The organism is Stomatobaculum longum, assembly GCA_000242235.1.
Classification (GTDB): domain Bacteria; phylum Bacillota; class Clostridia; order Lachnospirales; family Lachnospiraceae; genus Moryella; species Moryella longum.
Map to the genome: position 1 here is coordinate 77,096 of JH590864.1, position 23,357 is coordinate 100,452.

The following is a 23,357-nucleotide window of genomic DNA, read 5'->3' on the forward strand; positions in this document are numbered from 1 at the left end:
ATTCATTCTTTGGCATCTGCATTTTTTTAAGGAGAATCTGATGGCAAGAAAATCAAGATACATGGGGTATCAGAACGCAGTGAAAACTATGAGAAATGCACCGGAAGTAACGAAGAGGGAAAGCGGGCACGAATCGATCCACCAGCGCCTTTTGCGTCTGAAGGCAAAGGAAAAGACCATGGAAAAACAGGAGGTGGGAAGCCATGAATAAGCAGATTACAATCACAGGATCACCGGCAGACCTTGCAGAATTCCTGAATAATCTTCCGGAGGATGTGCAGGTGAACCTTTCAATCGAGCCGGAAGGTCTGTCAGATCCGGAAGGAGGTGATGCGGATGGCGCGGAAGAAGCAGACGGATAACCAGTTTTCCTTCGACGACTACCAACTGAAGCAGGTCGATGTCCGCCTGAAGCTCATGGACGGCCCTTCGTATTACAGCCAGACTCCTCTGCAGAATCCGGCAGATGCTGCCATGGTCATGCGGGATGTCATGAAGGAACTGGACCGGGAGTGGGTCTGTGTCGTCAACATGGACAATCACATGAAGCCAGTCAATTTCAACGTGGTCTCCATCGGCAGTATCAATGCCTCCCTAGCACCGGTTCAGAATATCCTGAAGAGTGCCATGCTCAGTAATTGCAATAACATGATGCTCCTTCACAACCATCCAAGCGGGGAGACGGAGCCGAGCCGGGAGGACATGCAGCTTACAAAACGAGTTTCAGAAGCGGCAAAGCTTATGGATATGAGCGTCATCGATCATCTGATTGTCGGCGGGCAGAATGGAGATCTCTACAGCATCCGGGAGCACGATCCGGAGCTCTTTACCGGAACCGAGGTCGATTTTGATTACATCCACCAGATGGAGAAGGCTGCCGACCGGGGGCTCGCGGAAAATGGAATGGCCTATACGGAAGACGGAGAACCTGGCCCTGCACAAGCCGGCGACTCTGGTATCGCAGACGGGAAAGCGTCCTACCAGGCAAAAGGAAAATATGATCCGAAGCAGGCCGCTGAGAACCGGAAAAATGAGATGAAGGAGATCACGGAGAAGCTGGAACAGGGCGTTGCGGATCTTTTCAACAGTGAAAAGTATCAGACCTTCCTCAACACCATGGCAAAATTCCCTCAGTACTCCTATAACAACAACCTTCTCATTATGCTGCAGAAGCCGGATGCGACGCTCTGCCAGTCCTACACCGGTTGGAAGAAGATGGGACGCTTTGTGAAGCGAGGAGAGAAGGGAATCCGCATTCTCGCACCGACGCCCTTCAAGATCGACCGGGAGCAGAACAAGCTCGATGAGAAGGGACAGGCCATCCTCGATAAGGACGGAGAGCCGGTGAAGGAGACCGTGCAGATCGACATGACCGGATTCAAGATGGTATCTACTTTCGATCTGTCGCAGACAGAGGGCGAGCCATTGCCGATACTTGGCGTGGAGGAGCTGACCGGATCCGTGGAGGGCTATGCAAAACTTTTTGAGGCCATGAAGGAGGCATCCCCTGTTCCGGTTGCTTTTGAGGAGATCAAGGGCGGAGCAAAGGGTTATTTCCAGACCTCGGAGAACCGGATCGCCATTAAAGAGGGAATGAGCGAAGTCCAGAACGTGAAGACCCTGATCCATGAGATGGCCCATGCGAAGCTTCACAACATGACCGCCCAGAAGGCAAGGGACGATGGCGGACAGACGAGATCCAGCAAGGAAGTGGAGGCAGAGTCGGTCGCCTACACAGTCTGCCAGCATTACGGCATTGATACCAGCGACTATAGCTTTGCCTATGTAGCTTCCTGGTCAGAAGGAAAAGAACTGCCGGAGCTGAAGGAATCTCTCGGGACGATTCAGAAGGCAGCATCGGAGCTGATTACGGCGATTGATGATAAGGTGCAGGAACTCACTGTCGGAAAAGAGCAGGTGAGCTTCTATGTCGCGGAGTGCAGCGAGTTCCATTCCCTGGGAGAGTTCGAGGAAGGGCTGACGCTGCCGGAGGCGGTGGAGCTGTATCGGAAGATTCCACCGGAGCGTATGAATGGAGTGAAGGCCATCGGCATTTCGATGAAGGATGCTGACGGCTTTTCCCATGAGTGGGATCTGGTCCGTGGAGGCAAGCTTCAGCTGGAAGAAATGAAGGAGTTCGTTCCGCAGATGGCAGGGAATCCTTCCGTGCAGAAAGCTGCGGAGGAGATACAGGACCTGATGCCGGAACTCCGGCAGGAGGCCGTGGAGAGAGACAGCACGGAGAAGGAATCTGTTCACGCAAAGCTGGAGGCAGGAAAAGAGAAGGTAGCGACGCATCCGCACCGGGAAACAAAAGCGAAGAACAAGGGTCAGGAGATCTGATCCACAATAATGATCGCAGAGCCCCTGGGAGAAATCCCGGGGCCTTTTCAGAAAGAGAGGAATAATGGGATTGAAATTAGTGATTGCCGAGAAGCCATCTGTGGCGCAGTCTATTGCGAAGGTGATCGGCGCAGATAATAAGAAGGACGGGTATCTGGAGGGCAACGGATATCTGGTCAGCTGGTGCTTTGGACACCTCATCGAGCTGGCAGCACCGGACGCCTATGACCCGAAATACCAGAAATGGAAGAAGGAGGACCTTCCGATCTTTCCGGAACCCTTTCGCTATGAAGTGACGGAGAGCACAAAGAAGCAGTTCCGAAAGCTTCAGGAGCTAATGAAGTGGGAAGATGTAATAAGCCTTGTGGAGGCGACGGATGCCGGACGGGAGGGAGAGCTGATCTTCCGACTTGTCTATCACAAAGCCGGATGCAGAAAGCTTTTCGAGCGCCTCTGGATCTCTTCGATGGAGGACAAGGCCATCGAGGAGGGCTTCCGGAATCTCCGACCATCATCTGAATATGATGCGCTCTATGAAGCAGCGCTCTGCCGGGAACGGGCCGACTGGATCGTCGGGATCAACGCCACCCGGCTTTTTTCATGCCTTTACGGTCAGACCTTGAACGTGGGCCGTGTCATGACGCCGACACTTGCCATGCTGGTTAAGCGGCAGGAGGAGATCGACACATTCAAGTCGGAGCCGTTTTACTCAGTCCGGATCAAAGCTTCCGGTGTAGTGGCGGAGGGAAGAAAATGCAAGGACAAGGCAGAAGCAGAAAACATCTTACAGGCGGTCAGGGACTCCGGAAAGGCAAAGGTGGAGAGCCTTCAGAAAACAGAAAAGTCAGAGAAGCCTCCCCTTCTGTATGACCTGACCACGCTCCGAAGAGAAGCAAACCGGCGGTACGGATTCACGGCACAGCAGACACTGGATTACACGCAGAGCCTCTACGAGAAGAAGCTGGTCACCTACCCCAGAACGGACAGCCGTTATCTGACGGACGAGATGGAGGACAGCGTGAAAGTCCTCGCCTGCCAGATGAAGGAGAAGTATGGTTTCACCGGGATTGTTTACCTGAATTCCAGCCAGGTCATCAACAGCAAAAAAGTGAGTGACCACCACGCCATCATTCCCACAGAAAATGCGGCTTCGGCGGATTTCTCCCAGATTCCGTATGAGGAGCAGAAGATACTGGGACTTGTGACAGCAGAGCTGTTATCTGCTCTTGGAAGACCCTGCTTGTCCGAGGAGTATCATCTGACACTAAGATGCGCCGGAGAAAAATTTACTGCTTTCGCAAAGAAAATAACGGATCCGGGCTGGCATGAGATCCAGGACTGGATTCTCGGAAAGGAAAGAACAAGGAAAGATGACTGCAGCAATGATGCATCCGGCAAAGATACATCCCCTGAGAATGCACCGGACGAAAACAAATCGAGTGAAACTGCATCTGGCATGAGTCTTGCAGCTGTCCTTGCTGCTGATCCTTCCCTTTTTGCAGAGGGACGTGAGGTCATCGTGCAGGATCCCGAAATCCGTGCTGGAAAGACGCAGCCGAAGAAGCCATATACGGAGAATACACTTCTCTCTGCAATGGAGCGGGCAGGAAGCAGCGAGACACCGGACGAGGCGGAACGCAAGGGTCTTGGAACTCCAGCTACAAGAGCAGGAATCATTGAGAAGCTGGTCCGAATCGGTTTCCTGGAAAGGAAGGGCAACAACAAGACAAAATATCTGGTTCCTACCCATAAGGGCATCTCTCTCCATTGGAAAATGTCCTGCCTGCGGAAGTCCCGTGATTGAAAAATCAAAAGGTTTCTTCTGCAGCAACCGGGATTGCCGCTTCGCTCTTTGGAAGGAGAATCGCTATTTTGATTCGATCGGAAAGAAGATGACAAAACAGATCGTGGAGGAGCTGCTTAATACCGGTAAGGCGAATCTCAGAAAGTGCAGGTCCAGAAAATACGGAAAGACCTATGACGCGACCTTGCTTCTGGACACAGATGACAAGGGACAGGCAGTCTTCCGTATGGAGTTCCCGGACCGGAAGAGAAAGTGATCAGACCGGATCAGACCGATAGAGAAAGTGAGGAGTGAGATGAATCAGACAGGAAGCAAAATCATGAAATGGGACGAGATCAATGGCAGGGAAGAAGAGATCACTGAACCTCATATCACACCGAAGGACCGAATGGAAGAGCCGGAGGTTGGCCTCGGCAGTAATTATTTGAAGGCTGCTGAGGAACAGATCGAGGACGATTATGACTCCATCGATGGCATCGTGAATAACGGGAAGCGAGATGACACGGATGGTCGCGCGGAATCAGAACGCATGTCAGTCAAAGAGAAGCTCCGCGAGCAGGAAGAGAAGCTGCGGACGAGACCTACCGAGCTGCCGCACCGCGAGAAGGATCCTCTCTGCCCGGACCGGAATCTCTGCTGATAGAGAAGAGCCGATGGGAAGACAGGAGAAACGCCTGGAGGTGAGACTCACGGAAGAGGAACTTCACCTCATGGAAGAGAAAATGAAACGGGCTGGCATCAAGAACAAGAGCGCGTATTTTCGGAAGATGGTGATCGACGGCTATCTGATCCAGATGGATCTCTCCTGTGTCCAGGAAATGATCCGGCTTCTCCGGATCAATGCCAACAACTTGAATCAGTACGCACGCAAAGCCAACGAGTGCGGGTTTGTCTATCTGGAGGATATCCAGAGCCTTCAGAAACAGCAGAAACTAATGTGGATCGAGATGCGGAAAATCCTTGAAGAGCTCAGTAAGCTGGGACAGCATTGAAGTGATATACCGGAACAGGAAAAGGAGGAAACCGGATGGCGGCGACTAGACTGATCGCGATGCATCAGAACAAGGGAAAATCGATCGCCCAGTGCCTGAAGGATCGGACAGATTATGCCAAGAACGGCGAGAAGACCGAAGACGGCGAACTGATTTCCTCCTATGCTTGCGACAAGGAGACGGTAGACCAAGAGTTCCTTCTGGCAAAACAGAAATATTTACGGATAACCGGAAGAAAGCCGAATGGCGACATCATCGCTTATCAGATCAGACAGTCATTCAAGCCTGGAGAAGTCACACCGGAGGAAGCAAACAGTATTGGTTATGAAACCGCGATGCGCTTCACCAAAGGCAATCATGCCTTCATCGTGGCGACACATATCGACAGAGCGCATGTTCACAATCATGTGATTTTCAATTCCACAAATCTTGACTGCGACCGCAAGTTCCGCGACTCCTGGTTTATTGCACTGGCATTGCAGCGCCTGAGCGATCAGGTCTGCCTTGAGCACGCGCTGTCTGTGATCACGCCGCGAAAGCCATCGGAGAGAGACAACAAATGTCCCTATCATCGGGAATCCTTCCGGTCTGTTCTCCGGGAAAATATAGATCGAATCCTGGAAGATCCCTGCGATTTTCAAACTCTCCTTCATAAGCTTCGGGAAGCCGGATACGAGGTGAAAGCTGGGAAACATTTCGCAATCCGCGGCCCAGGCCAGAAGCGTTTCATCCGATTCCGATCTCTTGGAGAAGGTTATACCGAGGAAGATATCCGAAAGCGGATTGCAGGGGAAATAGAATTTCAACCGGATGATCAAAGGGCAAAATCCATGAAGAGCGGGAGTAGAAGATCCGGAGATTCCAGGAAAAAGCAGAAGCGTGAATTTGATCTTCTCATCGATATCAATCAGAAGATGCAGGATGGCAAGGGAAAAGGCTATGAACGCTGGGCGAAGGTCTTCAATGTGAAGCAGGTTTCGAAGGCGCTTCTCTTTCTCCAGTCACATGGCATCAGGGATTATGCGGAGCTTTCAAAAAGGGCTGAAAATATCGCAGATCGTTTTCATACTTTGTCAGATTCAATCAAAGAGAGGGAAGATCAGCTAAAGGGAATCGCGGAGTTAAAAAAGCAGATCATCAATTACGTGAAGACAAAGGATGTTTACGCGGCCTACCGCAGGTCTGGCTACAGCAAGAAATTTTTTGAAGAGCACCGACAGGAGATCACGCTTCATCAGGCGGCGAAGGAAGCATTCAACAGGCTGGATAGCAGAGAGCTGCCGAAGGTAAAGGAACTATCCGAAGAATACGGGCAGATTCTTTCAGAGAAGAGAAAGCTCTATGAGGAATACCACACAGCCAAGAAGGAGATGATGGACTACCAGATCGCAAAGAGGGACATTGATGAATTCCTGAAACTCGATCAGGAGCAGAAGAAGCAGGAAAAGGAAAAATCAAAAACAGAAATCCGCTGAATGATGGGCAGGTGGCACCTTTACAGATGCTGCCTGCCCGCTTTTTTTTATTTCTGAGAATGCTGCGCAGAGAAGATTCTGATTACTGATGAGCACGACGGGGTCTGAGGATTTGCTATTGGTCATTGCATAAGCGCTCGCATTTCGAGTGCGCCGCCTGTCCGTCCGCGGACAGATCTGGGGGATTGGGGGTTACTCCCTCAACAAGCACAGACCGTTTGTGAGGAAACGGGCACTGCTTGCCATTACCTGGGCATGTGATGGTGGATACATTCTATTTCGCAAAAAAAAACTTCGAGAAATTAAATATGAATTGAATGATCTCATTGAAGAGACTGCGCATATAGGGTATAATCAGTGACATGAGTGAAAATTTGCATAGTTCAGAGGAAATAACAGTATCTTTCATAAACACCTTTATTTGACGAGGTAGACATTATGTCACTTTCATACAATGGGCTGTGGAAATTATTAATCGATAAGAACATGAATAAGATGGACTTGATGAAGGACGTGGGAATTAGCAGTGGAACCGTTGCTAAGATGACAAAAGGTGAACCTGTCTCAATGACGATTCTGGAGAAAATCTGCGATAAGCTGAATTGTGATGTTGGAGACCTAGTTCATTTTGTAAGCGAGAAGGGATCCGAGACAAAGTAACGGGAGTTTTATTGGGAAAACGGTTATAGAAAAAGATGGATACATTTAACAATACCACCAAGGTTGTCAAAGATGATCTTGAACGGAAAATTAAATCCGGTAGCAGGATATCTATTGCGGCGGCATGTTTCTCAATCTATGCTTATCAGGCACTGAAGAATGAGTTGGAGGATTGTGATGAGTTTCGCTTTATCTTCACATCTCCAACTTTTGTTGCGGAAAAAACGCCAAAGGAGCGCCGGGAGTTCTATATTCCTCGCCTGAATCGTGAGAAGAGTCTTTATGGTACAGAGTTTGAGGTCCGCCTTAGAAATGAGCTGAAACAGAAGGCTGTGGCGAAAGAATGTGCAGACTGGATGCGCAGGAAGGCTCAGTTTCGTACCAACACCACCCGGGAAGGCATGAACAATTTCATGGTTGTGGAGAATCCGGAAGATACCTATACGTATATGCCGATGAATTCATTCACAGCTGTGGACCTTGGTTGTGAGCGTGGAAATAACATCAGTAACATGGTCACCCGATTCGAGAATCCGGCAAGCAGAGAGTTCCTGAATCTTTTTGAAACGGTCTGGCAGGACAAGGAGAAGCTGACGGATGTTACCAATGAAGTCATCGATATGATCTCTACGGTCTATCAGGAGAATTCTCCTGAGCTGATCTACTTCATGACGCTCTACAACATCTTCAGTGAATTTCTCGATGACATCTCTGAAGACGTTCTGCCAAATGAGGCGACTGGCTTCAAAAACAGTGTGATCTGGAACAAGCTTTATAATTTCCAGAAGGACGCTGCCCTTGGCATCATCAACAAACTGGAGCAGTACAACGGCTGTATTCTCGCGGACAGCGTTGGTCTAGGTAAGACCTTTACAGCTCTTGCAGTGATCAAGTACTACGAAGGACGGAATAAGAATGTCCTCGTACTTTGCCCGAAGAAGCTCTCTGAGAACTGGATGACCTACCGTGGAAATCTCGTGAACAATCCATTGGCCGCTGACCGTTTCCGTTATGATGTCCTTTATCACACGGATCTATCCAGAAACAGCGGAATGACCCCGATTGGCCTGCCTATCGATCGGATCAACTGGGGGAACTATGACCTTGTCGTTATTGATGAGAGCCATAACTTCCGTAACGGCAATGGGACAAATACGCATGGCGGCGAGAAAGAAAACCGCTACATGCGCCTGATGAATCGGGTGATCCGTCCGGGAGTTAAGACAAAGGTCCTTATGCTCTCTGCGACACCGGTCAATAACCGCTTCTATGACCTCAGGAATCAGCTGGCTCTTGCCTATGAGGGAAATCCAGAAGAAATCAACGACAAGCTGAATACGAAGTCGGACATTGATGCAATCTTCCGGCAGGCGCAGAGGGTCTACAACGCCTGGTGCAAGCTCCCAGAAAAAGAGCGGACGACCCAGAATCTTTTGTCCCAACTTGACTTCGATTTCTTTGAAGTGCTGGATGCTGTCACGATTGCCAGATCCCGCCATCATATACAGACCTACTATGACACAAAGGATATCGGGACCTTCCCGACAAGGAATAAACCGATTTCCTTATACCCCAAACTTACGGACAAGCCAGGTGCGATCAACTACAAGGAAGTCTATGAGTGCCTGTCTGATCTGAAGCTGACCATTTATACACCGACCCGGTTCATTCTTCCGAGTAAATTGTCGAAGTACTTGTCAGAGGAGGAGACGGAGAATTTCAGAAAGGGCCGTGAAGCAGGTATTCAGCGATTGATGAATATCAACCTTCTGAAGCGAATGGAGAGCTCAGTTCATTCCTTCCTGCTGACCGTGCAGCGGGTTTATCAGTATCTGTATGATACGGAGCAGATTATCGAAGATTTCAAGAGAGGCGGCAATGCTAACCTGAAGGAAATGACCGACCTCTCTGGGGAGACCGCTGACTTTGACGATGACGATCAGAATACAGATTTCTTCTCTGTAGGCAAGAAAGTGCAGATCGATTTACGGGATATGGACTATGTCTCATGGGAGCGGGATATAAAGGCGGATATTGATACGCTTTCTGTTCTCATAAGCATGGTTGAAGATATCACGCCGCAATATGACTACAAGCTGAATCAGTTGATCGAGGTCATCCGCAAGAAGGAAGAGAATCCAATTAATCCCGGAAATCGGAAGGTGCTGATTTTTACTGCCTTTGCGGATACTGCAGAATACTTGTATGAGAACATCGCTCCGAGTGCAAAGAAGCTGGGACTCAATGCCGCGCTTGTTACTGGCAGTGTGGAAGGGAGGACGACGATCCCTGGCTTCAAGGCGGAGATGAATCATGTACTGACTTGTTTCTCGCCAGTGTCGAAAGACAGGGATATTCTCTACCCACAGGATAAACATAACGACATTGATATCCTGATTGGTACGGACTGTATCTCTGAAGGTCAGAACCTGCAGGACTGCGATTACTGCATCAATTATGATATTCACTGGAATCCTGTTAGGATCATCCAGCGTTTCGGAAGAATCGATCGTATCGGAAGTAAGAATAAGGTGATCCAGCTGGTAAACTTCTGGCCGGATCTGACCTTGGATGAATACATCAATCTGAAGGCAAGAGTCGAGACGAGGATGCGGATTTCGGTCATGACTTCTACCGGAGACGATGACCTGATCAATCAGGACGAGAAGGGGGATCTGGAATACCGAAAGGAGCAATTAAAGAAGCTGCGCGAAGAAGTCGTAGACCTCGAGGATATGAACTCTGGGATCTCCATTACGGATCTGGGACTGAATGATTTTCGCGTGGACCTGCTTGCCTACATGAAAGACCATGGAGACATCGATCATATTCCTTTTGGCATTCATGCAGTTGTCCACGGGGAAAAGCCGGGTGTGATTTTTGTTCTGAAAAATGTAAATCAGAAAATCAATATCAAGAATCAGAACCGACTTCATCCCTTCTACATGGTTTATGTGGGCAATGACGGGGAGATTATCACCAATCATCTGCAGCCGAAGGATACGCTGGATGAAATGCGGCACATTGCGAGAGGCAAGACTGAGCCAGATAAGGATCTGTGCCGGGTCTTCAATAAGAAAACGAAAGATGGACGGGATATGGGTTCTGTCTCAAAACTTCTGGAAGATGCAATTGGCTCGATTATTGAAGCCAAGGATGAAGAAGATATAGGCAGCTTTTTCTCCTCTGGAGAGACGACATTCACAAGCGGCGGCTTTTCTGGACTTGAGGATTTTGAACTCATATGCTTTATGGTGGTGATGTAAATGATCAATTTTCCGGGAAGTACGAGAGTCGGCAAGAGACTTCCAAAGGAAGCCTTTTATAAACATCTTCCATTGACGCCGGCACTGAAGGCAAAGTTCGTGTCCGATGTCGATCGGATTGTGGTCGAGAACAGCCTGACGAAAAGCAATCTGAATCTGGTCAAAGAAGCAGAAATCAAAGAGGTAATGCTTCTATCGATCACTCTGAAAAAGCAGGACTTCGATGGAAAAATTGTGGAGGCTATCGCAAGACAGAATCCACACAAACTGATTTTTTTGCTTTGCTACGAGGATAACCGACAACTGGCGGTTTATCACGGCAAGCTTTACCGGACGGACTGGGTACCGGAAGACAAAGTGAGATTGTCTCTCTCAGGAGATAATCTGGATGCCATCTGGGATGATCTGTTGCAGCAGGTGGCTGTCCATTCAGAAGCTGCTCTTGGGCAGAAAGGCAAGACCATCGATGATCAGTTGAAAATGCAGGATGAAATCGACCGCCTGAACAAACTGATCAGAAAGACAGAGACCGCTGCATGGAAGGAACAGCAGCCCAAGAAACGATTTGAACTCTACACAAGGCTGCAGGAATACAAGAAACAATTGGAGGAAATAATAAATGGATAAGCTGAAGATGCACACGCCTGATATTGCCAAGGAGAACTACAGGAAACTCGCTGCTCTCTTTCCGGATGCCGTGACTGAAACTAAGGATGAAGAAGGCAATGTCGTCCGTGCCATCGACAAGGATGTCCTGATGCAGGAAATCAATGCCCAGGTCATAGATGACGGGCAGGAACGCTACCAGTTCACATGGCCGGATAAGAGAAAGTCTGTTGTTCTAGCCAATGCTCCAATTGCCAAGACCCTGCGCTTTGAGAAGGAAAAGTCTGTCGGAAGAGATGGGACGCTCGGTGGGACAGACTCTGAGAATATTTATATCGAAGGGGACAATCTTGATGCGCTAAAGCTCCTGCAGGAGACGTATTTGGGCAAAGTTAAAATGATATACGTTGATCCCCCGTACAACACAGGCAGTGATTTTGTGTACCGAGATTCTTTCAATATTGATGCAGATGAATACGAAGATAATAGTGGACAGACAGATGAAGATGGAAATCAGCTTGTGCAAAATCTTGAAAGTAACGGAAGATTTCATACTGACTGGCTTAATATGCTATATCCAAGAATTAAGATTGCCAAAGATCTTCTTTCAGAGGAAGGGTTAATCTTTATCTCTATAGATGATAATGAGCAACAGAATCTTAGAAAAATTTGTGATGAGATTTTTGGAGAGGGAAATTTCGTTGCCACGTTCATTTGGGAAAAACGGAAAACCCGTGAAAACAGAAAGGCCATTTCAGTTAGGCACGATTATATAGTTTGTTACTCGAAAAATTATTCCGAAAGAGACCAGGCACTTGGATTAGAGGAAATGAATGAAGATGCAATTGGTAGATATAAAAACCCAGACAATGATCCAAGAGGCCCGTGGACATCAGTGCCCGCAATCGCTCAAGGTGGACATGGGACAAAGTCTCAATTTTATACATTTGAATCTCCATCGGGGAAAAAATTTGATCCACCTTCAGGTTCTTGCTGGAGAATGACCTGGCCTAAAATGCAGGAGGCAATCGCTGATAACAGAATTTGGTTTGGAGAAGATGGAAATAATGTACCTCGAATAAAAAAATTTATGACAGAAGGGAAGCAAGGACTTACCCCGGAGAGCATATTGGCTGCTGATTTTGTTGGTACTAACGACTCGGCTAAAAGAGACCTTGTTTCACTATTTGATGGGTTGGCAGTTTTTGAAACACCTAAGCCAGTTGGGTTAATTCAGCATTTTATAAGCATAACTGCAAAAGCTGAAGATGGGATCTTTCTTGATTTCTTCAGTGGAACAGCAGCATCAGCACAAGCATTGTTTGAACAAAATGTTAAAGACAATATCAAACGAAAATTTATTTTAGTGCAACTACCAGAAGAGACAGACGAAAAATCCGAAGCCTATAAAGCAGGCTATAAGACCATCTGTGACATCGGCGAGGAACGCATCCGGCGGGCTGGAAAGAAGATCAAGGAAGAAACCGGAGCGGACATCGACTACGGCTTCCGCTGCTTCAAGGTTGACTCTTCCAATATGAAGGATGTCTATTACCGTCCGGCTGAACTTGGACAGGCGAGTCTAGATGATTATACGGATAATATCAAGGAAGACCGCACCCCAGAAGATTTACTGATTCAGGTCATGCTGGATCTGGGAGTCCTGCTCTCATCGAAAGTGGAACAGACAGAGATCGGCGGTAAGAAGGTATTTTCTGTTGCGGATGGCTATCTCATCTCCTGCTTTGATAAAGATGTGACTGAGGATGTGGTGACAGAAATTGCCAAGCGGCATCCCTTCTACTTCGTCTCTCGTGACAGCAGCATGGCTTCGGACAGCGTCGCCACAAACTTTGAAGAGATCTTCAAGACCTACAGTCCCGAGACGGTAAGGAAGGTGCTGTGATGGAAAATCATCTGAACAAGAGAGAATGGGATGACCTCTACGCAGACCTTTCGAAAATCATAAGCGGAGCCAGAAAACGTGCCTATCAGACCGTAGATTATGTACTTGTACTCCGCAACTGGATGATCGGAAAAAGAATCTCGGAAGAGGAGCTGAAAGGAGAACGGTCGGAACGCTATGGAATGCAGATAATTGATGAAGTTTCGAAGAAACTGACGAGAGAGCAGGGAAAAGGTTTCGATCGTCGATCCCTGTACCGATATGTGCAGTTTTATCGTTATTTTCCAGAGATTGTGCCTGCAGCGGCGGCACAATCTTCTGATAATGACATTAATGAGATTGTGGCCGCACCGATGGCACAATCTGAGATTCTGCCATGGACGAGTTACAGAGCTCTTCTGCAGGTGAAGGATGAGCGCGCACGTAATTGGTATGCAAGGGAAGCATACGGAGAAGCCTGGAGCAGTCGGACACTGCAGAGAAATATTTCTTCTCAGTATTATTACCGGGTATTGAAGACTCAGGATCCTGTAGGAGTCAAAAAGGAAATGCAGGAGATTACGGTTCCGTATCAGGATAAACTGGAATACATGAAAAATCCGATCATAGCGGAGTTCCTTGGGATGGAGCAGGCTACGGATTATCATGAATCTGATCTGGAAACTGCTATCATCAATAATTTGCAGAAATTCCTGATGGAACTTGGAAAAGGGTATGCTTTCGTAGCACGCCAGCAGCACATTCATACGGAGAAAGAGGATTATTACATTGACCTTGTCTTCTACAACTATATTCTGAAATGCTTTGTTCTGATCGATTTGAAAACCCGAAAAATCACCCACCAGGATGTTGGACAGATGGATATGTACATCCGCATGTATGATGAGATGAAAAAAGGGCTGGATGACAATCCTACGCTTGGAATTTTGCTGTGTTCTGACACAGATGAGGATATAGCAAGGTACTCAGTTATGCACGGAAATGAGCAACTGTTCGCTTCGAAGTACAAGCTGTATCTTCCTTCCGAACAGGAACTGCGGGAAGAAATAGAAGAACAAAAATATTTCTTCAAGATTCAACAACAGAATGGGGATGGAGGTACTGACTGATGGCAGAGATGAAATTCAAATTTACAATTCAGCAGTACCAGACCGATGCTGTGGAGAGCGTAGTGAAGGCATTCGCCGGGCAGCCTTTCCATGACCGGATCAGTTACCGTCGGGATACTGGCACACAGCAGATTGAGAGAACACTTTTTAATATGAATCTCTCTGATGAAGAGCTGTACATGGGCTTTGCGAATGCGCCGGTTGCGCTCGATTCATCGCAGTTGCTCAAGAATATTCGGTCTGTCCAGAATGACAACAACATCAAGGAGTCTTCATCTCTCGCTAAGCACATGGGTGCCTGCTCTCTGGATGTAGAGATGGAGACCGGAACGGGTAAAACCTACGTCTACATCAAGACCATGTTTGAGCTGAACAAGCAGTACGGCTGGTCAAAGTTTATCGTCGTGGTTCCTTCTATTGCTATCCGCGAGGGTGTCCAGAAGAGCTTCCAGACTATGGAAGAACACTTTATGGAGCAGTACGGTAAGAAGGCACGCTTCTTTGTCTATAACTCTAAGAACCTGACGGAAATCGATAACTTCAGCTCCAGCGCTGACCTGTCGGTTATGATCATCAATGTGCAGGCGTTTAACGCCCGTGGCAAGGATGCCCGTCGCATCCGGATGGAATTGGATGAATTCGGCAGCAGAAAGCCGATTGATGTCATTCAGGCAAACCGTCCTATCATAATTCTTGATGAGCCACAGAAGATGGGCGGCGAAAAGACGCAGGAATCCCTGAAGGAATTTAGTCCGCTCTTTACGCTGAACTATTCAGCTACCCATAAGGAGCACCATGACCTTGTCTATGTTCTTGATGCACTGGACGCTTACCGGATGAAGCTGGTCAAGAAGATCGAGGTCAAGGGCTTCGACATTAAGAATCTTCGCGGAACAGATGGTTATCTCTATCTGGAGAGCATTATTGTATCTCCCAACAAACCTCCGATGGCGCGTCTGGAATTCGAGATCGGCTACGACAAGTCCATCAACCGGGAGACTCGGATCGTTGGTGTGGATGATGATCTCTATGCCCTTTCCAAAGGCATGGAACAGTATCAGGATTACCACATCAATGATATTGACCCGATCCGGGGCGTTCTAACATTCACGAATGGCGTGGAGATCCATACCGGTGAAGTGCAGGGGGATGTATCTGAGAAGGATATCCGCCGGGTACAGATCCGTGAGACCATCCGCTCCCATTTTGAAAAGGAAAAGGAACTGTATGAGCGTGGAATCAAGACTCTTTCCCTTTTTTTCATCGATAAGGTCGAAAACTATCGGAAATACGATGATAACGGAAACGAGGTGAACTCCGAGTACGGTCAGATGTTCGAGGAAGAATACACGGATATCCTGAATGAATATCTGACACTCTTCGATACACCTTACGAGCAGTACCTCAGGAGCATTGATGTCCATGACACTCATGCTGGTTACTTCAGCATCGATAAGAAGGGCCATAAGGTGGACTCGAGCCTTAAGCGTGGCACAGACGTCAGCGATGATGAGTCTGCTTATGAGCTGATTCTGAAGGACAAGGAAAAGCTTCTATCCTTCGACAACCCGGTGCGGTTTATTTTCTCACATTCCGCTCTGCGAGAAGGCTGGGACAATCCGAATGTCTTCCAGATCTGTACGCTGAAGCATGGGGGAGATTCCACTACGAATAAGCGGCAGGAAGTGGGCCGTGGTCTTCGTATCTGTGTCAATCAGACCGGAGAACGAATGGATGAGCGCGTTCTTGGATCCGAAGTGCAGGATATTAATAAGCTGACTGTTATTGCGAGCGACGGATATAAAGATTTCGTATCATCTCTGCAGAAGGAAATCAAAGATGACCTGTACGACCGTCCGACAAAGGCGACAGAGGAATATTTCCAGGGCAAACGGCTTAAGATCGGCGATGAGACGGTTACAATCACAAGCGATCAGGCACATGGCATCCTGTTCTATCTGATCAAGAACGAATACATAGATGAAGATGGACATGTAACGGACAAGTATCGCGCTGATGTTGAGAATAAGGCCCTGGCTCCGCTGCCGGAGAAGAATAGCCTCAATAAGATTGCTGACAGTGTTCACGCACTTGTGCAGGGTATCTTCGATGAGCACGCTCTGGATGGCATGATTGAAAACGGCCATGAGACGAAGGTTCAGGAAAACAAGCTGAATGAGAATTTCTACAAGAAGGAATTCCAGACCCTCTGGAACTATATCAACCACAAGTATGCTTACACGGTGCATTTCGACAGTGAGGAACTGATTGGAAAGGCAATAAAGCATATTGATGAGAAGCTGTTTGTCTCGGAGCTGCAATATACGGTTACCAGGGGAGAGCAGGGCAAGGACTGGTCTGCTGACAAGGTGAAAGCAGGCACTGGTTTTATTGCTGAAAGGAGCCATACTTACAACCTGAAGCGTGGCGAAACCAGTCAGGTGAAATATGACCTGATTGGAAAGATTGGAGCCGGTACGCACCTGACCAGAAGAACAGTGACGGCGATATTGAAGGGTATTTCCCCTTTGAAGTTTGCTATGTACCGGAATAACCCTGAGGAATTCATCTCGAAAGTGTCACGCCTGATTAACGAAGAGAAGGCCACCATGATTGTGGAGGACATCACCTACAACCAGACCGATGGCAAGTACGACTCCGAGATCTTCACGGCGGAGAAAAACAAGGACTTCTCAAAGGCATACCGGGCACAGAAGAACGTGCAAGATTATGTGTTCGCTGATGGTACGGCGGAGAAATCTGTTGAGCGGAAGTTCGCGGAGGATATGGATCTGGATGACAAGGTTGTCGTCTATGCAAAGCTCCCACGCGGATTCCAGATCCCGACACCAGTAGGCAACTATGCGCCGGACTGGGCTATTGCCTTCCAGAAGGGAACCGTGAAGCACATTTACTTCATCGCCGAGACAAAGGGCTCTATGGACAGCATGGATCTTCGTCCTATTGAGCAGGCCAAGATCAAATGTGCAAAGAAGCTGTTTAACGAGATATCAACCGATGATGTCGTTTATGACCAGGTGGATTCCTACCAGAATCTGCTGAGTGTGATGAACGCGATCTGATAATTTTGACAATGAAATGAGGAGCAGGTATAGATGCGTGGAGTAAAAATTTATCTGGCTGATGGAACTTATGACGGTATTGTCACTATCAGCAGTGATTCATCAAAGATATCGGCCATATGTGTCGAAAAAGACAAAATACCGAATTACGAAAACGAGCTGGATGGGCCGGGCATCTATTTACTTCTTACCAGAGCACGGAGGATGCGGTATTCAAGGCATTGGGCGTCGAGTAAAATACGGTCAAGAGAGGGGGTGAAGAAAGAGAATGGATGATACTAATTATCATATTCTGTTAGATGAAGTTAGACAGAATTTTGCCGGTGTTGTATGGACTCATAAAATTCAAGAAAAACAGGCAGACATTTACGCTCAAAAATATAAGTGGCTTGAAACAACAAATATCCTTTTTTCCGCTGCTACATCTTGCGGGATCGTAGCGACGATTTTTACGGGTGGAATTACAGCAAAAATTATCTCCGCTGTTCTGTCTTTCGTAACATTGTCCATAACTGCTTACTTCAAAAGCTTTGATCTGAAAGGTATGGAGCAACGTCATAGGAATGCAGCAAATAATTTTATCGTCATCAGAAATCGTTTGCTTCATGTTATTTCTAGCCTGCACATGAAAGACGATTTCGACGAGATATATGATGAATACAAAAGCACCCTAAGTGATCTTAATAAGCTGTATCCTGCATTCCCGCGATTCCACACTAGGATATCACTATGATAAGTGCCGCAAAGCCGCATAAATACTGATAAAACCGAGTATCTGTGCTTGATTTGCTTTTAGTTATGTACTCAAACTTCCCACACCAAAAGTGGGCTTGCACATTGAAAACTCAATAGTTTAACTGCCAAAAATTATCATTTTATGCTGCCGTGTCTGCCGGAAGAGATTTCTGCATATATTCCGGAAGCCGGCTGATGAAATCGTTCATGAATGTGTTGATCTGCTCTTCAGAAGCCTGAAAGACTGTCCTTATACTTGCCGGCATGGCGTCCGGCAGGATCTTCATGGATTGGCTGAACGTGATATCCGCTGCTTCATCCACCATGAAATAGAACAGCTCTCCAAGAGTGCGCTCGTCTTCATCATCGCGTTTTGCGACCGACATCAGCATATATCCGGTAAACACCAGCGCCACATGGGCAGTAAGAGCATCGTAGGAAAGTCCGTGATACTCGGAGCCAAGGTTAAGGAAACTCTTGCAGGTTTTGAAGAAGACCTCTATATCCCATCGCTTTCCATAGATCCTGATGATATCTTCCTCGCGCAGGGACATATCCGTACAGACCAGGGCCAGCCAGTCTTTCCGGTTTATACGGTTTCTGACGCAGACAATCCCGGCATCGACAGAGTGACCGTCTTTCTTATCCTGTCCAACCCTTACAGGAACAGACAGAAGATATCTTGAACGGCCGCGACGCTTTTTACAGCTGTTGTAGATCTGTTTGATGTTGCGGCGCTCACCGTTGAACTCATAGCTGATCCTGGAGCTGATCTTGACCATGGCGATTGTATCCAGACCCTTATCCTTCGGTTCTACGATCTGATGGGGATTGGAAAACCAACTGTCGAAGAGCACGTATCCGGCTTTATGACCAGCCTTCATGGCTTCATCAATTAGTTGGATCATGACGTCCGTTCCTTTGCGCTGTGCCATGATTCTTCTCTTTCCTGCAAGCGAGCGCCTGTCGTAAGACTTCACCTCTCCCAGGATGTTTTCTTCTTTCGAAGAAGCTAACAGGGAAAAGTTGATCGGGATGAAAGAGTTGGAACGGGCACTGCGGAGGAAACGGTAGTAGGTATTCCTGGAAAAATCCTCCCTGAAGCTTCCCGTTTTCTTCTGCATGTACATACTCCTGTCACGGAAAACATTGCAGAGAATGTAGGTGAACAGCTTCATGAAGGGAATGCCTTTCTCCTTCTTGCAGTTGCATTTCTTCAAGAGGGAGCCGACTTTGAAAGCATGGATAAATCGTGAGATTGAGTTAGAAATTTCCTGTTTATTTCCGGCTTCAGATGGTACAATAAACATGGCGCAAGCCCTCCAAGGTGTGATTGTTTTTTCGTCGAATCCATTATACTAAAGCATGGGGGCTTACGCTTTTTTATCGGCTAAACTATTGAGTTCTCAAGGTTCACAGACATTTCCCATGTGGGAAGTTTCAGTAACCTTTTCTTGAACGGCGGCTTTCCCGACTTTTCCGGGTTAGCCGCCGCGCTTTTATACCCTTTTCAACTTTTTTGAAATCATGATAGTTTCTTGATAATTGTCCCGTATCCTGTGGTTGTAAACAAAAAACTATAGTTTGCAAGAAAGGAACGGTTCATACGATGAGAGACAATATCCTTGAAACAAGAGAATTGACGAAAAACTTCTCCGGGCAGTTTGCTGTGAACGGTGTTTCGCTGGAAATCAAGAGGAATACCATTTATGGTTTGCTTGGCCCTAATGGTGCGGGAAAATCCACCACCCTGAAGCTGATCCTGGGTCTGCTCCGTCCCACAAAAGGGGAAATCCTCTTTGATGGAGAGCCTTGGAAGCGGGAGCATCTTGCCAAAATCGGCTCGCTGATCGAGGAGCCTGCATTATATGGAAACCTGACAGCCGAGGAAAACCTGCTTGTTCACACAAAACTGTTGGGCGTCCCGAAAGATAAAATCTACGAGGTTTTGGAAACCGTCGATCTGAAGGACACCGGCAGCAAATGTGCCTCCCAATTCTCACACGGCATGAAGGAACGGCTTGGGATCGCCATTGCCCTGCTGAATGATCCCTCTCTGCTGATACTGGACGAGCCGACCAACGGGCTTGATCCGGTAGGCATCCAGGAACTGCGTGAACTGATTGCCACCTTCCCGAAAAAAGGAATGACAGTGATCTTTTCCAGCCACATTCTTTCCGAGGTGGAGCAGGTCGTGGATGAGATCGGCATCATCAATAAAGGGCAGCTGATGTTCCAGGGAACACCAAACCGGGACGAGGATCTGGAGGCGTTCTTCATGGAGGTGATCAAAGGAGGTGCGCGCAGATGAATGGGTTACGGTCTGAACTGTTGAAATATAGAAGAACCTTCACAAAGAAACTTGTGATCCTGCTTCCCCTGTTCTTTGTCCTTCAGGCGATGCCCGGCATCTGGCTCATGCCGAAGGATGTTGTGCGAGGCTGGGAACACGTGAATACGATGGTATTCAATATCTGGACGGTCGTATTCCTGCCTCTTGGCATTGCCTTATTCGCATATCTGATCGATATGCAGGAAAGGAAGGCCGGCAATTATCGCAGCTTACGCGCACATGCGTATTCCCCCGGACAGATTTGGGTCAACAAAGTGACCGCTATGGTAATATTTACTTTCATCGCAACGCTGATCCTCTTTGTAGCGACGATCTGTTCCGGATTGATCACGATCACCGATGGGAAATGGGATATTCCGTGGAAAACGATCTTTACCGCAGATTTCCTTGCGTGGCTCTCGTGCCTTGCGATCATCCCGATCCAGCTATGGGCTGCGACGTGGAAAGGCATGTTTGCCAGCATGGGGGTAGGCTTTGCCGGACTGATCGCAGGTATGTTCGTCGTTAAAAAATCATGGTGGTTTATACTTCCGTGGAGTTGGGGGACGCGCATGATGTGTCCTGTCCTGCAATTAGATCCAAATGGTGTCATGTTGGAGGCGGGCGATCCACTCTTGGATGCATCTGTCCTGCCTGTCGGGATCATCCTTTCCGTTGTCGGCTTTTTCGTAGTGACCGGCCTCACCGCATTGTGGTTTCAAAGGAGGGAGTTGAAATGATTTCAGTATTGTCATCTGAATGGACCAAAACAAAGCGGACGGCGATCCGTTGGCTGACCTTTCTGGTTCCTGTCCTGTTTTCTCTGGCAGGAGTAGTATATATATCCATGCGAAGCGACCTGGAAGAAATCTATGTGTTTCAGGGATATTTCATCGCTTGGGCTGCACTCGTTGTTCCTCTGGCTATCAGCATTCTTGCGGCTTTCATCGTGCAGGAAGAAGAACTGGCCGGTAACTTCACAGGGTATCTCAGCACAAGCATTCCCCGAAGATCCCTGTACGCCGGAAAGTTTTGGACGCTGTTTCTCTGCAATACGGTCAGTACAGTGATTGCCCTGATAGTATTTTGTATCGGGATGAGTATCGCTTCTCCGGGAACCGTGAAAGGATGGGTCATGTTCATCTTTGCAATGATCCTCGAACTTTTCGGGACCCTGCCGCTTATGGCGCTCCATTTGTGGCTGAGTTTTAGCTGGGGAACGGGAGCGTCTATCGGCATCGGCATGGGCGGCCTTGTGACGGCTGCTATCATTGGAACAACCGTACTTGGCGATAAAGTCTGGATGTTCATCCCCTGGGCGTGGCCGTTCCGGCTGGCAAAGCTGCCGGGAACCTACTTGGGATTTACTGCCGGAATGAATATGCCTCCGGCGGAAATATCATCGGGCGCTGTTTCGCAGCAGCTTATCATTGGCACAGCTGCCGTCCTGATCTGCCTGATTGCTTGTTATGTCGGCGGAGTAATCTGGTTTAACAAATGGGAAGGGAGAAAGCATTATGAATAAGAACTTTTTCGAGTATGTTGCGGTTTTTACACTTTGCTGCACCCTGCTTTTAAGCGGCTGTGCCGTTCAGAATCTGCAAACAAAGCAGAGCGACCCAAACGCGGAAGCTCTGCCCGTGATTGAAACGATACCGTGGGCGGCACACCAAACGGCTTCCTATGTGATCTACAACAGCAAAGGCAATGAATACGGTACTGCAGAAATTGACATCACCGTGGACTTGACCGCCCAGACCTGCGATATTCAGAAAACAAAGAGCTATGAGGACGAAACGGTGATCAAGAGCGGTGTCACGATAGCGATGGACACGCTCATGCCCCTTTCCTCCTATTACAACAAAGCGGCCCCTTATGAAAAATTTGAGGTGAGTACGAAATATTCAGACCGCTGGGAGGTGGAAACAAACGGGGCGAAATCTTCGAATCAAACGGTTTCCCTGCCAGCCGCTTATTACGATAACGAATCTCTCATGGTCATTTTAGGTGCCGTCTTCTATGAGAACGGGAAAACCTACAAGCTGAACGACACCATTCCCCTGACTGCCAGCATCTCCATGCTGAAGATCAAATACGAGGGAACGGAAACTATCTCGGTTCCCTATGGCGAGGCAGAATGCTTTAAGGTATCCTTTGGAGAAACAACGCTCTGGTTCTCTACAGAAACCCGTATCTTGTATCAATACCAGGATGGAGGATCAGGCGGGATCGTGTTCAAACTGGCCGGATATACGGCCGGCTGACGGCCGCAGACTTGACTTGTGCAGATGATCCGGCGCAACCTGTATGTCAGCAGCAGTAAAAAGGAGCTGATAGTAAATGAGTAAGATACTGATTATTGACGATGAAAAAGAGCTGGTTACGCTCCTGCAGGACGAGCTTGAGGCGCGGGGTCATCAGGTTTTGGCAGCCTATAACGGAGCAGACGGCGTGTCCCTTGCGAAAAAGCAGCCGGAGCTCATTGTCCTTGATATTATGATGCCGGAGATGGACGGATTTGAGGTCTGCCGGAAAATCCGTGACGAGCTGTTATGCCCCATCCTGTTCCTGAGTGCAAAGCAGGCGGAGAGTGATAAAATCCGCGCTTTGACACTCGGCGGGGACGATTATATCTCCAAACCGTTCGGGCTCAGGGAGCTTCTGGCAAGGATCGACGCGAACCTCCGAAGGGAACAGCGGTCGCAATACATCAACGCTGAAAAGAAGCGCACAAAGCTGTACTTCAATGAACTCGGCATTGACCTGCTGGAGCATAGCGTAAAAATCAGTGGGGAAGCGATCCCCCTGTCCAAACGGGAGTATGACATCGTTGAGCTTCTGGCGCTCCATGCCGGTCAGGTCTTTTCCAGGGAACATATCTACGAAAGAGTATGGGGATACGACTTAGAAGGAGACTCCTATACCGTTGTGGAGCATATCCGAAAAATACGGAAGAAGTTTTCCGAGGTATCCCCTGATACGGAGTATATTTCCACGGTATGGGGCATCGGCTACAAATGGAACCGCATATAGGAGGTGGTGAGCG

General features: G+C 48.1%; 22 protein-coding genes and 1 pseudogene. 22 read left to right on the plus strand and 1 reads right to left on the minus strand.

Annotation, left to right across the window (positions count from 1 at the left end; all coding sequences use genetic code 11):
* Positions 1 to 40 precede the first annotated feature (40 nt).
* The 17 genes and pseudogenes from HMPREF9623_RS08865 (at position 41) to HMPREF9623_RS08930 (ending at position 17,977) form a co-directional block, all read left to right on the plus strand.
* Positions 41 to 211 carry a hypothetical protein gene (locus HMPREF9623_RS08865; protein ID WP_009533547.1) on the plus strand — a complete coding sequence of 57 codons (171 nt, stop codon included), beginning with the start codon at positions 41 to 43 and terminating at the stop codon, positions 209 to 211.
* Positions 204 to 362, plus strand: a complete 159-nt coding sequence (locus tag HMPREF9623_RS11540; protein ID WP_009533548.1) for a hypothetical protein — start codon at positions 204 to 206, stop codon at positions 360 to 362. The genes HMPREF9623_RS08865 and HMPREF9623_RS11540 overlap by 8 nt, the downstream gene beginning before the upstream one ends.
* Entirely contained in the window at positions 337 to 2,343 is a 2,007-nt protein-coding gene (locus HMPREF9623_RS10975) for a JAB domain-containing protein (protein ID WP_009533549.1), read from the plus strand. The genes HMPREF9623_RS11540 and HMPREF9623_RS10975 overlap by 26 nt, the downstream gene beginning before the upstream one ends.
* A gap of 64 nt (positions 2,344 to 2,407) precedes the next feature.
* Complete coding sequence (locus HMPREF9623_RS08875) at positions 2,408 to 4,147, plus strand: DNA topoisomerase (protein ID WP_009533550.1); 1,740 nt, start codon at positions 2,408 to 2,410, stop codon at positions 4,145 to 4,147.
* Positions 4,148 to 4,235: 88 nt separating this feature from the next.
* Positions 4,236 to 4,403 carry a hypothetical protein gene (locus HMPREF9623_RS12265; RefSeq protein WP_009533551.1) on the plus strand — a complete coding sequence of 56 codons (168 nt, stop codon included), beginning with the start codon at positions 4,236 to 4,238 and terminating at the stop codon, positions 4,401 to 4,403.
* Positions 4,404 to 4,442: 39 nt separating this feature from the next.
* A complete protein-coding gene (locus HMPREF9623_RS08880; protein ID WP_009533552.1) occupies positions 4,443 to 4,787 on the plus strand; it encodes a DUF4316 domain-containing protein in 345 nt (114 codons plus the stop codon).
* Between the two features lie 13 nt (positions 4,788 to 4,800).
* Positions 4,801 to 5,139 (plus strand): plasmid mobilization protein, encoded by a 339-nt coding sequence (locus tag HMPREF9623_RS08885; RefSeq protein WP_009533553.1) that lies wholly within the window; start codon positions 4,801 to 4,803, stop codon positions 5,137 to 5,139.
* 59 nt (positions 5,140 to 5,198) lie between these two features.
* Positions 5,199 to 5,597 (plus strand): annotated as a pseudogene (locus HMPREF9623_RS12300) (relaxase/mobilization nuclease domain-containing protein); the annotation flags it as partial.
* Positions 5,598 to 5,816: 219 nt separating this feature from the next.
* On the plus strand, positions 5,817 to 6,614 hold the full coding sequence (locus tag HMPREF9623_RS12305; RefSeq protein WP_456300440.1) for a hypothetical protein: 798 nt from the start codon (positions 5,817 to 5,819) through the stop codon (positions 6,612 to 6,614).
* A gap of 438 nt (positions 6,615 to 7,052) precedes the next feature.
* Entirely contained in the window at positions 7,053 to 7,274 is a 222-nt protein-coding gene (locus tag HMPREF9623_RS08895; protein ID WP_009533555.1) for a helix-turn-helix domain-containing protein, read from the plus strand.
* Between the two features lie 35 nt (positions 7,275 to 7,309).
* Entirely contained in the window at positions 7,310 to 10,540 is a 3,231-nt protein-coding gene (locus tag HMPREF9623_RS08900; protein ID WP_009533556.1) for a helicase-related protein, read from the plus strand.
* Complete coding sequence (locus HMPREF9623_RS08905) at positions 10,541 to 11,167, plus strand: DUF4391 domain-containing protein (RefSeq protein WP_009533557.1); 627 nt, start codon at positions 10,541 to 10,543, stop codon at positions 11,165 to 11,167.
* Complete coding sequence (locus tag HMPREF9623_RS08910; protein WP_009533558.1) at positions 11,160 to 13,052, plus strand: site-specific DNA-methyltransferase; 1,893 nt, start codon at positions 11,160 to 11,162, stop codon at positions 13,050 to 13,052. The genes HMPREF9623_RS08905 and HMPREF9623_RS08910 overlap by 8 nt, the downstream gene beginning before the upstream one ends.
* A complete protein-coding gene (locus HMPREF9623_RS08915) occupies positions 13,052 to 14,161 on the plus strand; it encodes a PDDEXK nuclease domain-containing protein (RefSeq protein WP_009533559.1) in 1,110 nt (369 codons plus the stop codon). The genes HMPREF9623_RS08910 and HMPREF9623_RS08915 overlap by 1 nt, the downstream gene beginning before the upstream one ends.
* On the plus strand, positions 14,161 to 17,244 hold the full coding sequence (locus tag HMPREF9623_RS08920; protein WP_009533560.1) for a type III restriction-modification system endonuclease: 3,084 nt from the start codon (positions 14,161 to 14,163) through the stop codon (positions 17,242 to 17,244). The genes HMPREF9623_RS08915 and HMPREF9623_RS08920 overlap by 1 nt, the downstream gene beginning before the upstream one ends.
* Before the next feature lie 33 nt (positions 17,245 to 17,277).
* Complete coding sequence (locus HMPREF9623_RS11685; protein WP_009533561.1) at positions 17,278 to 17,520, plus strand: hypothetical protein; 243 nt, start codon at positions 17,278 to 17,280, stop codon at positions 17,518 to 17,520.
* Positions 17,513 to 17,977: an SLATT domain-containing protein gene (locus HMPREF9623_RS08930; protein ID WP_009533562.1), complete on the plus strand. Its 465-nt coding sequence runs from the start codon at positions 17,513 to 17,515 to the stop codon at positions 17,975 to 17,977. The genes HMPREF9623_RS11685 and HMPREF9623_RS08930 overlap by 8 nt, the downstream gene beginning before the upstream one ends.
* A 142-nt stretch (positions 17,978 to 18,119) precedes the next feature.
* Here HMPREF9623_RS08930 and HMPREF9623_RS08935 read toward each other — a convergent pair whose 3' ends face one another.
* Positions 18,120 to 19,289 (minus strand): IS4 family transposase, encoded by a 1,170-nt coding sequence (locus tag HMPREF9623_RS08935; protein WP_009533563.1) that lies wholly within the window; start codon positions 19,287 to 19,289, stop codon positions 18,120 to 18,122.
* A 299-nt stretch (positions 19,290 to 19,588) separates the two neighbouring features.
* On the opposite strand from HMPREF9623_RS08935, the gene HMPREF9623_RS08940 reads away from it, so the two are divergent.
* The 5 genes from HMPREF9623_RS08940 (at position 19,589) to HMPREF9623_RS08960 (ending at position 23,344) form a co-directional block, all read left to right on the plus strand.
* On the plus strand, positions 19,589 to 20,290 hold the full coding sequence (locus tag HMPREF9623_RS08940; protein ID WP_009533564.1) for a lantibiotic protection ABC transporter ATP-binding protein: 702 nt from the start codon (positions 19,589 to 19,591) through the stop codon (positions 20,288 to 20,290).
* Complete coding sequence (locus tag HMPREF9623_RS08945; protein WP_009213995.1) at positions 20,287 to 21,051, plus strand: lantibiotic immunity ABC transporter MutE/EpiE family permease subunit; 765 nt, start codon at positions 20,287 to 20,289, stop codon at positions 21,049 to 21,051. Before HMPREF9623_RS08940 ends, HMPREF9623_RS08945 begins: the two co-directional genes overlap by 4 nt.
* Positions 21,048 to 21,836 (plus strand): lantibiotic immunity ABC transporter MutG family permease subunit, encoded by a 789-nt coding sequence (locus HMPREF9623_RS08950; protein WP_009533565.1) that lies wholly within the window; start codon positions 21,048 to 21,050, stop codon positions 21,834 to 21,836. The genes HMPREF9623_RS08945 and HMPREF9623_RS08950 overlap by 4 nt, the downstream gene beginning before the upstream one ends.
* The gene (locus HMPREF9623_RS08955) at positions 21,829 to 22,575 is read left to right on the plus strand and encodes a DUF3108 domain-containing protein (RefSeq protein ID WP_009533566.1); all 747 of its coding nucleotides are present in this window, start codon (positions 21,829 to 21,831) and stop codon (positions 22,573 to 22,575) included. The genes HMPREF9623_RS08950 and HMPREF9623_RS08955 overlap by 8 nt, the downstream gene beginning before the upstream one ends.
* Before the next feature lie 76 nt (positions 22,576 to 22,651).
* Positions 22,652 to 23,344, plus strand: a complete 693-nt coding sequence (locus tag HMPREF9623_RS08960; RefSeq protein ID WP_009213998.1) for a response regulator transcription factor — start codon at positions 22,652 to 22,654, stop codon at positions 23,342 to 23,344.
* Positions 23,345 to 23,357: the final 13 nt, after the last annotated feature.

What these genes read in the sequence shown, in the direction of transcription:
- HMPREF9623_RS08865 (WP_009533547.1), top strand. Translation starts at nt 41, where the DNA reads ATGGCAAGAAAATCAAGATACATGGGGTATCAGAACGCAGTGAAAACT.
- HMPREF9623_RS11540 (WP_009533548.1), top strand. Translation starts at nt 204, where the DNA reads ATGAATAAGCAGATTACAATCACAGGATCACCGGCAGACCTTGCAGAA.
- HMPREF9623_RS10975 (WP_009533549.1), top strand. Translation starts at nt 337, where the DNA reads ATGGCGCGGAAGAAGCAGACGGATAACCAGTTTTCCTTCGACGACTAC.
- HMPREF9623_RS08875 (WP_009533550.1), top strand. Translation starts at nt 2,408, where the DNA reads ATGGGATTGAAATTAGTGATTGCCGAGAAGCCATCTGTGGCGCAGTCT.
- HMPREF9623_RS12265 (WP_009533551.1), top strand. Translation starts at nt 4,236, where the DNA reads ATGACAAAACAGATCGTGGAGGAGCTGCTTAATACCGGTAAGGCGAAT.
- HMPREF9623_RS08880 (WP_009533552.1), top strand. Translation starts at nt 4,443, where the DNA reads ATGAATCAGACAGGAAGCAAAATCATGAAATGGGACGAGATCAATGGC.
- HMPREF9623_RS08885 (WP_009533553.1), top strand. Translation starts at nt 4,801, where the DNA reads ATGGGAAGACAGGAGAAACGCCTGGAGGTGAGACTCACGGAAGAGGAA.
- HMPREF9623_RS08895 (WP_009533555.1), top strand. Translation starts at nt 7,053, where the DNA reads ATGTCACTTTCATACAATGGGCTGTGGAAATTATTAATCGATAAGAAC.
- HMPREF9623_RS08900 (WP_009533556.1), top strand. Translation starts at nt 7,310, where the DNA reads ATGGATACATTTAACAATACCACCAAGGTTGTCAAAGATGATCTTGAA.
- HMPREF9623_RS08905 (WP_009533557.1), top strand. Translation starts at nt 10,541, where the DNA reads ATGATCAATTTTCCGGGAAGTACGAGAGTCGGCAAGAGACTTCCAAAG.
- HMPREF9623_RS08910 (WP_009533558.1), top strand. Translation starts at nt 11,160, where the DNA reads ATGGATAAGCTGAAGATGCACACGCCTGATATTGCCAAGGAGAACTAC.
- HMPREF9623_RS08915 (WP_009533559.1), top strand. Translation starts at nt 13,052, where the DNA reads ATGGAAAATCATCTGAACAAGAGAGAATGGGATGACCTCTACGCAGAC.
- HMPREF9623_RS08920 (WP_009533560.1), top strand. Translation starts at nt 14,161, where the DNA reads ATGGCAGAGATGAAATTCAAATTTACAATTCAGCAGTACCAGACCGAT.
- HMPREF9623_RS11685 (WP_009533561.1), top strand. Translation starts at nt 17,278, where the DNA reads ATGCGTGGAGTAAAAATTTATCTGGCTGATGGAACTTATGACGGTATT.
- HMPREF9623_RS08930 (WP_009533562.1), top strand. Translation starts at nt 17,513, where the DNA reads ATGGATGATACTAATTATCATATTCTGTTAGATGAAGTTAGACAGAAT.
- HMPREF9623_RS08935 (WP_009533563.1), bottom strand. Translation starts at nt 19,289, where the DNA reads ATGTTTATTGTACCATCTGAAGCCGGAAATAAACAGGAAATTTCTAAC.
- HMPREF9623_RS08940 (WP_009533564.1), top strand. Translation starts at nt 19,589, where the DNA reads ATGAGAGACAATATCCTTGAAACAAGAGAATTGACGAAAAACTTCTCC.
- HMPREF9623_RS08945 (WP_009213995.1), top strand. Translation starts at nt 20,287, where the DNA reads ATGAATGGGTTACGGTCTGAACTGTTGAAATATAGAAGAACCTTCACA.
- HMPREF9623_RS08950 (WP_009533565.1), top strand. Translation starts at nt 21,048, where the DNA reads ATGATTTCAGTATTGTCATCTGAATGGACCAAAACAAAGCGGACGGCG.
- HMPREF9623_RS08955 (WP_009533566.1), top strand. Translation starts at nt 21,829, where the DNA reads ATGAATAAGAACTTTTTCGAGTATGTTGCGGTTTTTACACTTTGCTGC.
- HMPREF9623_RS08960 (WP_009213998.1), top strand. Translation starts at nt 22,652, where the DNA reads ATGAGTAAGATACTGATTATTGACGATGAAAAAGAGCTGGTTACGCTC.